The organism is Nocardia sp. NPDC051463 (assembly GCF_040681975.1).
In the GTDB taxonomy this organism is placed as follows: domain Bacteria; phylum Actinomycetota; class Actinomycetes; order Mycobacteriales; family Mycobacteriaceae; genus Nocardia.
Genome location: NZ_JBFBAB010000004.1, coordinates 156,115 through 170,928, shown reverse-complemented (window position 1 = coordinate 170,928; position 14,814 = coordinate 156,115). Strand labels below are relative to the sequence as shown.

The following is a 14,814-nucleotide window of genomic DNA, read 5'->3' as shown; positions in this document are numbered from 1 at the left end:
GCGGCCTGGGAACACTGGTGATCGATATGACCGAAACGTGTGTCAGCCAGCCCATGCTTCCGGCTCGGTCCAGGCTTGCAAACTGCGTGTGGTGTCGAAGCGGCGTGGTACACCGGTGATCGGGTCGGTGAACTCCAGCGACGAGGCGAGCAATTGCAGTGGTCTGGTGAAATCGTCCACCGGCTTGTCGGTGAGCACCGGATAGAAATCGTCGCCGAGGATCGGGATGCCGAGGCTGTTCATATGCAGCCGCAGCTGGTGGGTGCGCCCGGTCAGCGGGCGCAGGCGATAGCGACCGAGTCCGTCGCGGTGCTCGAGCAGTTCGATTCGCGTTTCGGCGTTGGGCTCACCGGCGACTTCCTGCGCGAGGAGCACCTGCTTTTCCTTGATGATGCGGCTGCGCACCGTGCGCGGCAGCTCGACCGCGGGATCGTAGGGCGCGATCGCCTCGTACTCCTTGCCGACGGTGCGCTTGTGGAACATCGTCTGATAGGACCCACGTCGCGCCGGATTGGCGACGAAGAGGATCAGCCCGGCGGTGACGCGATCGAGCCGGTGCGCCGGGATCAAGTCGGGTAGGTCGAGCTCGCGACGCAGCCGGACCAGCGCGGTCTGCAGAATGTGCTGACCACGTGGAATGGTCGCAAGGAAATGCGGCTTGTCCACCACGAGCAGGTCGTCGTCGCGGTGCACGACGGTGATATCGAAGGGCACCGTGGTCTCCTCGGGCAGGTCCCGGTGAAACCACACCGCGCCGCCGGGGACATATGGCGCGTCGAGCGCGAGCGGGCCGTCGAGATCGACAATGCCGCCTTCGCGCAGCAGTTGGTCGATTCTGGCCGCGGGCACCCTGGGTAGCCGCTCGACCAAATGGTCACGAACGGTCGCCCAATCGCCCTCCTCCGGCAGGCGGAGGCGGGCCGGATCCAGGCCGTACCGCTTGGGCAACGGCGGCTGCTGCCTCCTTCTCATCGGGAACGACAGTAGTCGGGTCGCTCGAGTGGTCCGGATGGTGATGCCCGCAACCGGGTCAGAATCCGCGCAGGCGGTCGGGTGTGACCCGGATGGCGACGGAGTATTCGGCGAAGAACTCTTCGTCGGTCATCGAGATATCGATGAGGCCGCTCGTGTACTTCTGGGTGTACACGGCGATCTCCTCGGCGGTGGCTCCGGATTCGTCGATCCGTGCGGTCCCGGTGAGGATGACGACATTGCCACCGTTCTCGTTGGCGTTGAGGTTCAGCGAGACCCGACCGTTGCGGGCGATATTGCGCAACTTGGGCTTGTCCGCCTGACTGAAGAACAAGAACTCTGTGCCGTCCCAGTGGAACCAGACCGGGTTGGGCTGCGGGGTTCCGCTGGGCCCGACGGTGGTCAGCCAGATGACCTGATCGCTGTCTAGGCGGGCGGCGACCTTCGCGCCGAAGGCGGTGCCGGTATCGACGACGGGTGCGGGGCAATCGGATTCTGTTGTAGTCATGACCGAAGACAACACCGCTGTACCGTTGTCGATTCCAGCGCCGCTCGCGCTACGGCTCGGCGCGCTCGTCGAGCACCATCAGACGGGCTTCCACCAGGGTCATTCGGGCCCGTCGGCGTACCTTACAGATATCTACGCCGCAGGACAGATGCACCTGCATCGCGCGATGCGCCTGGACCGCAGTGAGCTCGCCGGGATCTGTTCGGCAATCATCGATATTCGAAATGAGCTGTGTAACGAACATTTTCACAACGCCACCCATCGTTATTCGCGACCGAATTCTCGCGATGATCGGCATTGATCGAATCCCGTTGGGTCGCTGTGTCATGGGTGAAAAGATAGCGAGATTTGCGGGTGTCCTACGGTGGGATGATCCGCCGTTCACATAAGTTTCCGCCTCGCGTCGGATCCCGGAAATCATCGAGTACGGAGCAGTTTTCGCGCATGGACGGCACGAGTACTGCCGTGTAACAACCATTTCCCGGTATCCCACCCGTTCATCTTCGCGCCGAGTCGGTGGAGGGGGGTTCGGCACGGACACCCGGCGCCGTGGCCTGCCCGAGTCGGTGACACCGGCATCGGTGTGGTCGGTCGCGGCGCGGAGGTGACCGGCCGGACGCATCGAGGCCCAGTGAGATAACTTAGCCTTACCTATCTTCCTCGCTCTTGTTGTGTGAAGATGGGTGCCGATTCCGGCGAGATGCCCCACGAAGGTCGAGAGGCGAGAACATATGACGGTGGAGGTTGCGCCACTACCGGTGGCGGAGGCGGGGAACCGGCTGCCGAAGGCGGCACAGAAAGAGCGCAAACAACAAGAGGCATTGGCGCGCAGGGACATCCTCGCGCCGGTGCGGCGGACGCTGACACTCGCGAGCATCATCGTCGCGATTGCCTCGGTAGGCACCGTCGTGCCGTTCGTGCTGATCGTCGAGGCGTGCCGGGAGCTGTTCACGGACCCGGTCGACACCGATCGGGTCTGGTGGCTGCTCGGCGCGGCGATGCTGGTACTGGTCGCGCGCGGTCTGCTCCAGGCGTTCGCGCTGACCTGGGCGCACCTGGTCGACGCCGACTTCCAGCTGACCGTGCGCGGGGCGCTCGCGGAAAAGCTGACCAGGGTGCCGCTCGGCTGGTTCGGCGAGCGCACTTCGGGTGAGGTGAAGAAGTACCTGCAGGACGACGTGGAAGCGCTGCACTATTTGGTGGCGCACGCCCGGTTGGAGTTTGTCGGCGCGCTGGTTGTGCCGCTGGTCACGCTCGGTTATCTGGTCACCATCGACTGGCGACTCACCGTGGTGCTGTTGCTGCCTCTGGTGATGTACGCCCTGGCGCTGAGCAAGATGATGGATCAGGACAGCCGTGACCGGCTCGCCATCTACACCCGCTGGGAACAGCGGGCGCGGGAGGCGACGATCGAGTTCGTCGACGGCATCCAGGTGGTGCGCACCTTCGGTCAGGCGGGCAAGGCGCACACCGTCTATCAGGAGGCGGTGGACACCCAGTCCCGCAGCCTGGACCGCTGGAAGACGCCGATGATCCGGCTGCAATCGGTATCCGACATCGTGATTGCGCCGGTCTTCGTGATGGTCGTCATCGTGCTCGCCGGATTGACGGCGGTCGGGCTCGACTGGCTGGAGCCGCTGGATATTCTGCCGTTCCTCCTGGTCGGCTTGGGGTTGGGCAGCTCATTGCTCGGTCTCGGCTACGGCGGACAGGCCCTGCGCGCCGCGGGCGCCGCAGCGATCCGCCTGTACGAATTGCGCCAGACCCTAGAACTTCCCGCCGGTCCCGGCGCGACGCCCGATCCGGCCGCGGTCGGCGTCGTGGGGTTCGAATCGGTGAGTTTCGGCTACCGCGACGATCATCAGGTCCTGCGCGATGTCAGTGTCGAATTGGCGCCTGGCACCTTGACCGCGCTGGTCGGCCCGAGCGGTTCGGGCAAATCGACGCTGGCCAAACTGCTGCTCCGTTTCTACGACGTCGACGCTGGGCGAATCACCATCGGCGGACGCGATATTCGTGAGTACACCACCGCTGAGCTCTACCGCACGGTCGGATTCGTCTTCCAGGACGTTCGGCTGATCCGCGGCAGTATCCGCGACAACCTCCGGCTGGCCCGCGAGGATGCCGATGACGCCGCACTGGAGCGGGCCGCGCGCGCTGCCCAAATCCACGACCGGATCATGGCGTTGCCGCGTGGCTACGACTCCGAGATCGGCGTCGATGCCAGCCTGTCCGGTGGTGAGGCGCAGCGCCTTTCGATCGCTCGAACCTTGCTGGCAGATAGTCCCGTCTTGGTTCTCGACGAGGCGACGGCCTTCGCCGATCCGGAATCGGAAGCGGCGGTGCAGGACGCCTTGGCCGTCCTGGTCGCGGGGCGCACCGTGCTGGTGATCGCGCATCGGCTGCACACCATCACCGGTGTCGATCGAATCCTGGTGCTGGAGAACGGAACACTCGTCGAACAGGGCGACCATCAGAGCCTGCGCGCGGCGGGCGGCACCTATCAGCGACTGTGGGAGATCAACGAGGCGGCGCTCGGCTCGGTCGCTCTCATCGGAAGTGAGGAGTCTCGATGATCGGCAAGCTGCTCGGGCTGGTGCCCGATGAATTCACGCCGTTGACACCGAAACTGCTTGCCGCGATCATCGCGCAGGCATTGAGCCAGGCGGCCGCTTACCTGTTGCTGGTGCCGACGCTGGAGGCGCTGTTCGACGGCGACACCGGCCGCGCCTGGACCTGGACGCTGCTGATGCTGCTCGCCGTCGCCGCGGTCGCGATCTTCGGCTATCTCCAGGCCGCACTCGGACTTCGCATCGCGGTCGGGATGCAACGTGGTTTGCAGACCAGGATCGGTGACCATCTGAACGCATTGCCGCTGGGCTGGTTCGAAACCCGCAGTGCAGGCACGCTGTCGCGGATGGCGGTGGAGAACGTCCGGGAAATCCAGGGCGCGGTCGCCTATTTGGTGGCCAAGGTACTCAGCGGCATGGTGGTTCCACTCGGTGTCGCGGTCGGCATGCTGTTCATCGACTGGCGGATAGCGCTGACCATGCTCCTATCGGCGCCGGTGTTGTTCCTGGTGAACGGTCTGGCCGGCCGGGCATACGCACGCGCTGATGCACAGGCGCACGCCGCGGCGAACGACGCCGACGCGCGGGTGGTCGAATTCGCGCAATCACAGACGGTGCTGCGTGCGTTCGGCGCGGTCGGTGCCGGCAATCGGGCCCTCGACGGCGCGTTGCGTCGGCAGCGGGCCGCGACATCGCGCATGGTGTTCATGTCGGTGCCGGGACTCATCGTTTTCTCGCTGTTCGTGCAGGCTGTCTTCCTGGTGCTGGCCTACGTTGTGGTCGTCAGGGTCACCGACGGTGATATTTCGGCGGCCGCGGCGGTCGCGCTGATCGCGGTCGGCTCCCGATTCATCGAACCGCTCAATCAGACTGCGCTGTTGGGCAATGGACTGCGTGCGGCCGCGGCCGCGGTCAACCGAGTCACCGACCTGTTCGCCGAGCCGACCCTGCCGGAATCGACCGCGACCGTGACACCCGGTGCGCCCACCGTTGTCTTCGACAAGGTGAGTTTCGGTTACGACCCGGCCGAGCCGGTGCTTTCGGACATCACCTTCCGTGTGCCCGCGGGGACGACCACCGCGATCGTTGGTCCGAGCGGCGCGGGTAAGACCACGGTGTTGCGGTTGGCCGCACGGTTCTACGACGTCGATTCCGGCAGTGTCGCGGTCGGGGAGCACGATGTGCGCGAACAGCCGTCATCGACACTGCTCGATCAGCTTTCGCTGGTGTTCCAGAATGTGTATCTGTTCAATCGCTCAGTGGCCGAGAACATTCGCATCGGAAACCCGGACGCGACCCGAGACCAGGTGTGGCGCGCGGCCACGGCCGCGCGGGTCGACGAGATCGTGCAGCGGCTGCCCGACGGCATGGACACTGCCGTCGGCGAGGGAGGCGCGGCACTGTCCGGCGGTGAGCGCCAGCGGGTTTCGATTGCCAGGGCACTGCTCAAGGATGCGCCGATCGTGCTGCTCGACGAGGCGACCAGTGCGCTCGACCCGCACAGCGAGGCGGTGGTCGTGCGGGGTGTGCACGAAGTGACGAAGGGCAAGACCGTCATCGTCGTCGCCCATCGGCTCGCCACCATAGCGCACGCCGATCAGATTTTGTTCGTGGATGGCGGCCGAATCGTCGAACGCGGCACGCACGCCGAACTCTTGGAGCTCGGGGGCCGCTATGCCGACTTCTGGAACGAACGTTCCCGGGCCGCGGGCTGGCGGTTGGAACCCGCTGCGGTCTGAGAGATCCGAACCGCGCCGCCGCCCGCTACCGAAAAGGAGCGGGCGGCCGGTGGTTTCACTTCCAGTAGGCCTGGGACTTGATCGATGTCTTGGGCAGTCCGTGCGTGGTCTTGAGGGATTTGACGATCGATCGGGTGGTGTGGCCGTCGCAGGCAACCCAGCCGAACGCGTCTTTTGCGCAGGACATTTCGTGCGCCTGTTCGCGCAGCAGCCTGCCGTTGTCGACTCGCTGCAACCAGGTCACCTGGTGGTGCGGCTTATTGCGCACCGGCAGTGTCTGGTCGGATTCGTATTGCCATTCCAGCCAGACTCGCGCTGGGGCATCGCCGATGGCGTCGAGCAGCGAGTTGATCGCGGGCAGCGAGGCGGTATCGCCGAAGACGATGTATTCGCTGGGCACGTTGTCGGGTAACGCGAATTTGGAGCCGAGCACGCTCGCCTCGAGCGGATCGCCTACCGAGGCGTTCCTGGCCCAATCAGCGGCAGGTCCGTGGTGTAGCGCGAACTCCATGGAGAACCGGTCACCCTCGAGATCGGGGTCGACCAGGGTGAAGGCCCGGTGATGCAGCTTGTCACTGTTCGCTTCCGGGATCCACACGCGCACCCACTGCGTCGGGTGGACGGCATGATCGGCGAGCAGCCCACCCGCATCGAAGCCGAGCCGCACGAAATTGTCGGTAACCACCTCGGTCGATGTGACTGTGAGCCGGTAGTCCTCACCGCCCCACGCCTTGACTACGACGCCACTGAATCCTCTGCTCATGCAACTGAGGTTAGCCTAAGAATACTTGTGGGTCACGAGTAGGGCGATGCCGCCCTGAAATGTGAAGTGCCCCGCATCGCGGGGCACTTCGGTTGTTGCGGTGCGGGTTACGCTCAGCAGCCCGCGCCGACGAAGTTTCCGATGGTGCACACCGATTCCTGGGTCAGTTTCCAGCTGCCGTCGACCTGCCGCCAGGACATGTCGAAGGTCCAGGGCTCGTAGCCCGGAGTCGAGGTCGACAGTTTGGCGGAGAGCACGTCGCCGTTCACGCTGACCGGGCCGGTGACATCCCAGCGCCAGCTGGCGGGTGCGATCGCGATCAGCGCGGCGGCGCGATCGAATGCGGGCAGGCCCGCCGCGCCGGACTCCAGCTCGGCGGCACGCGCGGCGCGCGGCGCGCCCGCATTGAAGAGTACCGCCAGTTTGGCCCGCAACTCAGCGGTGCCCGGCGTATTGGTGCGCATCGGGGCGGTCACCGGGGCGGCCTCGGCGACCGCGGAGGTGGCGACGGTGCCGAGCGCACCGGTCAGGGTGGCGGCCGCGACCGCGATGGCGCCCAGGGTCTTTCGGCTGATTCCGATCATGTGTTCATTCCCATCATCCCACTGTGTGTTCGCCCATGGTTGGATCGAGCACGCGACTTCACTGTAAGGTAAGCCTATGCAAACATAGGCGCGCGGGTTCGGTCGATGTGGGCGTGCCCACCTCAGGTCGCGTCGGAGAGTGGGAGTACCAGTGGGAACGCTTGTTGTAGTCGGAGCAGGCCCGAAGGCGGTCGCTGTCGCGGCCAAAGCTCATGTGCTGCGCGAATTGGGTCTGCCTGCGCCGCGGGTGATTGCCATCGAAGCTCAGACGGTCGGCGGCAATTGGCTACCCAGCGGCGGCTGGACCGATGGGCAGCATCGCCTCGGCACCAGCCCGGAGAAGGACATCGGGTTCCCGTATCACTCCACCTGGGCGCGGGGTCGCAACCGGGCGATCAATGAGGCCATGATGGCCTTGAGCTGGACGTCTTTCCTGGTCGAACAGGGCACCTATGCCGAGTGGATCGACCGCGGCAGGCCGAGTCCGCAGCATCATGTCTGGGCCAAATACCTGCAGTGGGTTGCGCGCACCATCGATCTCGAACTTGTTCATGGCACCGTGCAATCGATCGCGGCGTCGGTCGATGGCTGGCAGGTGACGGCGGTGAACGGTGACGGGCTCCGAACCGAGATCGCTGCCGACAGTCTGATGATCACCGGGCCAGGGCGCAGCGAGAAGGCGCTGGCCAAACATCCCAAGGTGCTCAGCATCGCGGAATTCTGGGATCTCGCCGGCCGCCGCAGCCTGCCGGTCTCCTCTCGGGTGGCCGTGATCGGCGGCGGTGAGACCGCCGGTTCGGCACTGGATGAATTGGTCCGCCATGGGATGTTGTCGATCTCGGTCATCTCGCCGATGGCCACGATCTACACCCGCGGTGAAAGCTATTTCGAGAATTCGCTTTTCAGTGATCCGATCAAATGGGGTGCGCTGAGCATCGAGGAGCGCAGGGATGTCATCCGACGTACCGATCGGGGCGTGTTCTCGGTGCGGGTGCAAGAGAGTCTGATCGCCGACAGTCGGGTCCATCACATGCAGGGCCGAGTGGTGCGGGTGGCCGACCAGGGGGACGGCGTCGTGCTGACGTTGCGCAATGAGTTGCGGCTGGACCAGGTGCACACGGCCGATCTGGTGATCGATGCGACGGGTGGCCGCCCGCTGTGGTTCCTCGATCTGTTCGACGCGAATGCTGCGGATCTGCTCGAGCTCGCGGTCGGCGGCGAGCTGACGCAGGCGCGAATCGAGGCCGCCATCGGTTATGACCTGGCGGTATCCGGGCTGGACAGCAAGCTGTACCTACCGAATCTGGCGGCACTCACGCAGGGCCCAGGTTTTCCGAATCTCAGCTGCCTCGGCGCGCTTTCGGACCGCGTGCTGCAGACGGCCGTGGACCGCCCGGTCGTGGCGCGCCGGCAGAGTCTGGCGTTGCGCGCCCACTGATCGGCGCGTCCACCGACTCGGTGGGCAACTGAGCCCAGTCTAAATAGGCTAGGCTAACCTTTGTATTCGCTCAGGAAGGTTCAGCTCATGCGTATCGTGTCGTTCGGTTTCCAGACCTGGGGTCGTAAGACCTTGCAGGCCCTGATCGACTCGGAACACGAGGTGGTGCTCGCGGTCACGCATCCGGCGAGTGAGCAGTCCTATAAAGCAATCTGGTCGGATTCGGTCGAAGAATTGGCGCGCGCGAACGGGATTCCGGTGCACGTGACCGAACGAGCCGACGCCGAGACCATCGATCTGGTGAAACGGGTCGAGCCGGACGTCATCGTCGTGAACAGCTGGTACACCTGGATGCCCGCGGAGCTCTACAACCTGCCGCCGCACGGCACGCTGAATCTGCACGATTCGCTGTTGCCCGAGTTCACCGGATTCTCCCCGGTGTTGTGGGCGCTGATCAGCGGCGCCTCCGAAACCGGCCTGACCGTGCACCGCATGGACGAAGGTTTGGACACCGGCGACATCATCGTGCAACGCGCACTTCCCATCGGGCCCACCGACACCGGCACGGAACTGGTGCTGCGTGGCATGGAACTGATTCCGGAGGCGATCAACGAGGCGCTGGCCGCGCTGGACTCCGGAACCGCGGTGTGGCGGCCACAGCGCAAGGCCGAGCGCACGTACTTCCACAAGCGTTCCGATCGCGACAGCCGCATCGATTGGACCTGGTCCGCAGTCGATCTGGAGCGCTTCGTCCGCGCACTGTCCGAGCCGTACCCGCGAGCCTTCACCCACTACCGCGGCGAGCGCATCGAAGTCGTGGCCGCCCGCCTGTCGGAAGCCCGCTACGGCGGTACGCCCGGTCGCGTCATCGTCCAGGAGGGCGGCGGCGCCGTGGTGACCGGAGTCGATGCCCACCGCGGCGGAAATCTCGCGCTGATCATCACTCGGGTGCGGACCTCCGATGGTGTCGAACACGACGGTGCCGAATTCTTCGCGCGCGGTGGCTATCTCACTGATCACTGACCTGCCGGTCAACCGCCGCCCGTCCGGTGCGCCCGGACATCAAGCCTGACAGACGATTCGAAGGACGGACATGGCCGACGACATTCTCGAGCGCCGAAAGCAGCTGCTACAACAACGAATGCGTGAGCAGGGCGTGCAGAGCGCGGCCCAGAATTCGGCCGTGCCGGCCCGGCCTGCGGGCGAGCGCAGTCCACTGTCGGCGGCGCAGCAGCGAATGTGGTTTCTTCAGCGGCTGGACCCGAGCGACACCACGTTGAACATCTGCACGGCCTACCGGCTCGACGGCCTGCACGATCCGCAGCGGCTGCAGGCCGCCTTCGCCACCGTCGTGGCCAGGCACGAGGTATTGCGCACCACCTACCACCTCGACGAGAACGGCGAGGCGTACCAGGTTTCTCGCGCCGACGCCGAGATCGGCTGGCAGCAGCACGATCTCACCGACCTGACCGAGAGTGTCAAGCAGCGGCGGGTGGAGGTGCTCGCGCGCCGCGAATTCGCACGTCCCTTCGACCTGTCCGTCGATGCGCCGGTGCGCCCGACACTGATCCGTCTCGACGCCGACTCGTATGTGCTGGTCCTTGTGGTCCACCACATCGGCTGGGACGACGATTCGTGGGCAGTGTTCTTCGCCGAGCTCAATGCCGCCTATCGCGACGCCGCCACCTTGCCCGAAATCCGGGCGCAGTATGTCGATGTCGAGGTCATCGGTCAGGCCGATCGACATGACAGCGCGGGCATCGAGTTCTGGCGCACCGAGCTGACCCCGTTGCCGGAGCGCCTGGAATTGCCCGGCCGCCGGGCGGGCGCGGTATCCAAGAGCGCGGACCGCTGGGTGCGCGAGTTGTCGCCGGAGCTGATGGACCTGGTGGCAACGGCAGGGCGGGCGCATTCGGCGACCCCGTTCATGGTGTTGCTCGCCGGCTTCCAGGCGCTGGTCCACCGCTACACCGCCGCAACGGATTTCCTGGTCTCGATGCCGGTGACCAACCGCCGTGACCCGGCCGCCGAGCAGCTGATCGGATACTTCGGCAACACGGTGCTGATCCGTGCCACACTCGACGGCGCCGATACCTTCGCCGAGCTGCTCGACCGGACCCGTGACTGCTGTGTCGGTGCCATCTCCCATCAGGATGTCGGCGTCGACCAGGTGATCCAGGCGGTCAGCCCGGAGCGGGTGGCGGGCAGCGACGCCATGGAACAGCTGGTCCAGCTCAGTTTCAGTGTGCGCGGTGTGGCAAACGGCTTCGAACTGCCGGACATCGAAGCCAGCGAACTGCCCCTCGGCAGCGCGGTCGCGCAGGAACCGCTCGGCCTGATGATCGTGCTGGACGGCGCGGGTGCTCGAGTCGAGGCCACCTACTTGGTCGACGAGTTGGAGCAGTCGCTGGTTGCTCAGCTGGTCGACCATTACGTGCAGCTGCTCGACAGCGCGTTGCGCGGCCCTGCGAAGCGCATCCGTGACCTCGATCTGCTCGGCGATGTCGACAGGACGAACCTGCTTGCGCTATCGCGCGGCACGCTGGTCGACGAGCAGCCGACCACGATGGTCGAGATGTTCGAGCAACAGGTCACCGCGACGCCCGAGCAGATCGCGCTGGCCTCCGACGAGCTCGAACTGTCCTACCTTGCACTCGACCGGCGCGCGAACCGGTTGGCCCACTGGCTGATTCGGCGCGGTGTCGGACCAGAGGACGTGGTCGCGCTGCGCCTGGCCACCTCGGTCGAATTCGTCGTCGTCATCCTGGCCGTGCTGAAGGCGGGCGCCGCGTACCTGCCCATCGATCCCGCCTACCCGGCCGAACGGACCGAATACCTGCTCGGCGACGCCGGCCCGAAGCTGACGCTGGATCCGGCGGCCATACTCGCGGCCGAGCAGGAGGCGGCGACGCTGCCGGATCGCGATCCTGTCGACACGGACCGTACGGCGGCACTGCACCCGTCGAACACCGCGTACGTCATCTACACCTCGGGCTCCACCGGCAAGCCGAAAGGCGTTCCGGTACCGCATGATGCGATCGCCGAACATCTGTCGGGCTTCAACGCCGAATGGGATCTCACCCCGCAGGATCGAGTGCTCCAATCGACTTCGGTAAGTTTCGACGCGTCGCTGCTCGATATCTTCGTCACGCTGACCGCCGGTGCGCGCGTGGTGATTCCGAAGCCTAACGCCTACCGTGACATCCCCTATGTCGCGGATCTGATCACCCGCCAGGGCGTCACGGTGCTGCACATGGTTCCGTCTATGCTCGCCACCTTCCTGGTGCTGCCGGAGGTCAACGACTGGCGCACGCTGCGGCACGTGCCGGTCGGCGGCGAGGCATTGCCCGGTGAAGTGGCCGACCGCTTCGCCACCCAATTCGACGCGGAATTGCGCAACCACTACGGCCCCACCGAAGCGGTGGTGTGTTCGGCGCACATGTCGGTCGACGGTCCGCAAGGCAACGGCATTGTCCCGATCGGTAAGCCGAATCAGAATGTGCACCTGTACTTGCTCGACGGCGCAATGCAATTGGTGCCATCAGGTGTCGTCGGTGAGATCTATCTCGGCGGGCGGCAGCTGGCCCGTGGCTACCTGCACCGAGCCGGCCTGACCTCGGAGCGTTTCGTAGCCGACCCGTTCCTGCCCGGCGGGCGGCTCTACCGCACCGGTGATCTGGCCCGGCGCAACGCCGCGGGCGAGATCGAATTCATCGGGCGCGCTGACGAACAGGTCAAGGTGCGCGGGCATCGGATCGAACTCGGTGAGGTGGAGGCCACCGTCACCGACTATTCGGCGATCGCGCATTGTGTGGTGATCGTCGCCGAGCACGAGACGCTCGGGCCGATCCTGGCCGCTTACGTCGTCCCGGCGCCGGGCGTCGAGATCGACCTCGAGCAGGTCCGCGCGCACGTCGCCGCGACGCTGCCCGAATACATGGTGCCCGCGACCTTCGTCGTCATCGACGAGGTGCCGCTCACCGCCCACGGCAAGCTGGACAAGCGTGCTCTGCCCGTACCGGTGTTCGCCGAGGCGCGCAACTACCGCGAGCCGCAGACTCCGACCGAGGTTCGAATCGCCGCGTTGTTCGGCACGCTGTTCACGCGCGATCGAGTCGGCGCCGATGATTCGTTCTTCGAGCTCGGCGGCCATTCGCTGCTCGCGGCGCGGCTGATCACCATGATCCGTGCTGAATTCGGCATCGAGATCGACATGCGGGTGCCGTTCGACAAACCGACCGTCACCGGTCTGGCGGCGCACCTGGTCGCGGCGTTCCGCGATGAGTTCGACATCGATCTCGACGAGATCGATGCTGTTGACGCGGCCGACGGGGCCGCCGAGGCCGGCTCGGTGGTCGCATCGCGTGGCGCGAAGCCGGAGCTCGTGCGCAGGCCGCGGCCGGAACGGATTCCGCTGTCCTATTCGCAGCGCGTCTACTGGTTGCAGCGGCGGCTGGAGGGCGCGATCGATGGGGAGAACGTCACCTATCCGGTCCGCTTCGACGGTCCGCTCGATATCGAGGCCCTGCGCGCTGCCATCAATGACGTGGTGGCCCGCCACGAATCGTTGCGTACCACCTTCCCGGAACACGAGGGAACCCCCTACCAGTTGATACATCCCGCCGAGCCGGTAGCGGTGCCGGTAGTCCGGCTCACCGGGGACATCGACGACCGGTTGGCGCAGGAGCTTGCGGCGGATGGGGCGTACGTATTCGATCTGCATGCCGAACCGATGATGCGGTTGCGACTGCTGGAACTCGGTCCGCAGAAACACGTGCTATCGATCTTGATGCACCACATCATCGCCGATATGCGCTCGTGCCAGATCTTCCTCGACGACCTCACCACTGCCTACCGGGCCCGGTCGGGTGGTGCGGCACCCGAATGGTCTGAATTGGGCATCCAATTCGCCGATTTCGCGATCTGGCAGCGCGAGATATTTGACCGCGGTGTCAACCGTGAGGTCAGCGCGTACGGTCAGGCCCAGCTGGATTACTGGCGTGACAAGCTTGCGGGACTGCCCGACGAGATCGCTGTCGCGCACGACCATCCGCGCCCGCCGGTGCTCGGGCGCAATGGCTTCAGCGCTTCGCGGGTCCTGCCCGCGGCAACCTGGAATGCATTGCGTGCCAGGGCCGAAGAGCTCGGCGTCACCGAATTCATGCTCTGCCAGGCAGTGAGCGCGGCGGTCGTCAACGTGCTCGGCGGCGGTGATGACGTGGCGATCGGTGCCGCGGTCGCCAACCGGATCGGCCAGACCACCGATGAGCTTGTCGGCCTGTTCGCCAATGTGGTGGTGATGCGACACGACGTGTCGGGCAACCCGACTCCCCGCACAATGCTCGACCGGGTGCGGGAACTGGCGTTGGACGCGATCAGCCATCAGGGGGTGCCCTTCGAGCGGCTGGTCGAATCGATCAATCCGGTGCGCTCGCTGTCGCGTAATCCGCTGTTCCAGGTAATGATGCACTTTCGGCACCGCCCGACACCGGTGCCGTTCACCGCGGACGGTGCCACGCAACTCAGCGGCATCGCCGGGTACTACGACGTTTCGTTCATGGACTTCCACCTGGACTACTCGGTGGAGACCAACGGTGATCTCATCGCGCGTGTCGTCGTCAATCCCGATCTGTACGAGGCCGCGACCGGCCAGATATTCGCCGACGTGTTGGTGCGGATTCTGCAGGCGTTCGTCGACCAACCGGACCGAGCGGTCGGTGATCTTGACGTGCTGCCCGCAGGCTGGGACAAGAGCCGCTCGGTGGTCCGCCACGCCGCACCCGCGGTGCCGTCGACCGGGTCCGAATATGTCGCGCCACAGACCGATACCGAGCGCGCCCTTGCGGCGATTCTCGAAGAGCTGCTCGAGATCACCGATATCGGCCGTGAGGACGGATTCTTCGGGCTCGGCGGCGATAGTGTGATCGCGATCAAGTGGTCGGCAAGGGCCGCGGAAGCGGACCTGCCGATGAGTCCACAGATGGTGTTCGAGTACTTCACGATCGCCGAGTTGGCTGCCGCAGTGGACGAAGTCATCGCGAATCCGGACGCGGCGTCGCAGGGCGAGGCGGCCGACGAACAGCAGCACGCGCCCATGACGACCTCCGGGCTGGACGCGGACGCACTGGCCGCCCTCCAAAGCTCGTGGGCCGCGCAGCGCTGACATATCCCGAAAGCGATTCGACCGCTCCGTTCGTACGGTGATCGTACGAGCGGAGCGGTCGAGTGAATGGCGTATTT

10 protein-coding genes are annotated in these 14,814 nt (G+C 65.4%); 6 read left to right on the top strand and 4 right to left on the bottom strand.

The window, feature by feature from the left end; all coding sequences use genetic code 11:
• Window positions 1-42 precede the first annotated feature (42 nt).
• Window positions 43-972 (bottom strand): RluA family pseudouridine synthase, encoded by a 930-nt coding sequence (locus AB0M74_RS09295; protein ID WP_364903844.1) that lies wholly within the window; start codon window positions 970-972, stop codon window positions 43-45.
• A 58-nt stretch (window positions 973-1,030) separates the two neighbouring features.
• A complete protein-coding gene (locus AB0M74_RS09290; RefSeq protein WP_364903842.1) occupies window positions 1,031-1,480 on the bottom strand; it encodes a TIGR03667 family PPOX class F420-dependent oxidoreductase in 450 nt (149 codons plus the stop codon).
• Here AB0M74_RS09290 and AB0M74_RS09285 point away from each other — a divergent pair.
• The 3 genes from AB0M74_RS09285 (at window position 1,479) to AB0M74_RS09275 (ending at window position 5,789) form a co-directional block, all read left to right on the top strand.
• Window positions 1,479-1,781, top strand: coding sequence for a hypothetical protein (locus tag AB0M74_RS09285; protein WP_364903839.1), 303 nt, complete (start codon window positions 1,479-1,481; stop codon window positions 1,779-1,781). The two genes, AB0M74_RS09290 and AB0M74_RS09285, sit on opposite strands and share 2 nt — an antisense overlap.
• 430 nt (window positions 1,782-2,211) lie before the next feature.
• Window positions 2,212-4,056, top strand: coding sequence for an ABC transporter ATP-binding protein (locus tag AB0M74_RS09280; protein ID WP_364903836.1), 1,845 nt, complete (start codon window positions 2,212-2,214; stop codon window positions 4,054-4,056).
• On the top strand, window positions 4,053-5,789 hold the full coding sequence (locus AB0M74_RS09275) for an ABC transporter ATP-binding protein (RefSeq protein ID WP_364903833.1): 1,737 nt from the start codon (window positions 4,053-4,055) through the stop codon (window positions 5,787-5,789). The genes AB0M74_RS09280 and AB0M74_RS09275 overlap by 4 nt, the downstream gene beginning before the upstream one ends.
• 55 nt (window positions 5,790-5,844) lie before the next feature.
• Here AB0M74_RS09275 and AB0M74_RS09270 read toward each other — a convergent pair whose 3' ends face one another.
• Both AB0M74_RS09270 and AB0M74_RS09265 read right to left on the bottom strand, forming a co-directional pair.
• Window positions 5,845-6,552, bottom strand: a complete 708-nt coding sequence (locus AB0M74_RS09270; protein WP_364903830.1) for a siderophore-interacting protein — start codon at window positions 6,550-6,552, stop codon at window positions 5,845-5,847.
• 113 nt (window positions 6,553-6,665) lie between these two features.
• Window positions 6,666-7,136: a hypothetical protein gene (locus tag AB0M74_RS09265; RefSeq protein WP_364903827.1), complete on the bottom strand. Its 471-nt coding sequence runs from the start codon at window positions 7,134-7,136 to the stop codon at window positions 6,666-6,668.
• Between the two features lie 151 nt (window positions 7,137-7,287).
• Here AB0M74_RS09265 and AB0M74_RS09260 point away from each other — a divergent pair, with 151 nt between their 5' ends.
• The 3 genes from AB0M74_RS09260 (at window position 7,288) to AB0M74_RS09250 (ending at window position 14,737) form a co-directional block, all read left to right on the top strand.
• Entirely contained in the window at window positions 7,288-8,574 is a 1,287-nt protein-coding gene (locus AB0M74_RS09260) for a SidA/IucD/PvdA family monooxygenase (RefSeq protein WP_364903825.1), read from the top strand.
• Window positions 8,575-8,661: 87 nt separating this feature from the next.
• Entirely contained in the window at window positions 8,662-9,597 is a 936-nt protein-coding gene (locus tag AB0M74_RS09255) for a methionyl-tRNA formyltransferase (protein ID WP_364903822.1), read from the top strand.
• A 70-nt stretch (window positions 9,598-9,667) separates the two neighbouring features.
• Complete coding sequence (locus tag AB0M74_RS09250) at window positions 9,668-14,737, top strand: amino acid adenylation domain-containing protein (RefSeq protein ID WP_364903820.1); 5,070 nt, start codon at window positions 9,668-9,670, stop codon at window positions 14,735-14,737.
• Window positions 14,738-14,814 lie beyond the last annotated feature (77 nt).

Bases quoted from the DNA above. Each gene is read 5' to 3' on its own strand.
- AB0M74_RS09255 (WP_364903822.1), top strand. From the start codon at position 8,662: ATGCGTATCGTGTCGTTCGGTTTCCAGACCTGGGGTCGTAAGACCTTG.
- AB0M74_RS09285 (WP_364903839.1), top strand. From the start codon at position 1,479: ATGACCGAAGACAACACCGCTGTACCGTTGTCGATTCCAGCGCCGCTC.
- AB0M74_RS09265 (WP_364903827.1), bottom strand. From the start codon at position 7,136: ATGATCGGAATCAGCCGAAAGACCCTGGGCGCCATCGCGGTCGCGGCC.
- AB0M74_RS09270 (WP_364903830.1), bottom strand. From the start codon at position 6,552: ATGAGCAGAGGATTCAGTGGCGTCGTAGTCAAGGCGTGGGGCGGTGAG.
- AB0M74_RS09280 (WP_364903836.1), top strand. From the start codon at position 2,212: ATGACGGTGGAGGTTGCGCCACTACCGGTGGCGGAGGCGGGGAACCGG.
- AB0M74_RS09250 (WP_364903820.1), top strand. From the start codon at position 9,668: ATGGCCGACGACATTCTCGAGCGCCGAAAGCAGCTGCTACAACAACGA.
- AB0M74_RS09275 (WP_364903833.1), top strand. From the start codon at position 4,053: ATGATCGGCAAGCTGCTCGGGCTGGTGCCCGATGAATTCACGCCGTTG.
- AB0M74_RS09290 (WP_364903842.1), bottom strand. From the start codon at position 1,480: ATGACTACAACAGAATCCGATTGCCCCGCACCCGTCGTCGATACCGGC.
- AB0M74_RS09295 (WP_364903844.1), bottom strand. From the start codon at position 972: ATGAGAAGGAGGCAGCAGCCGCCGTTGCCCAAGCGGTACGGCCTGGAT.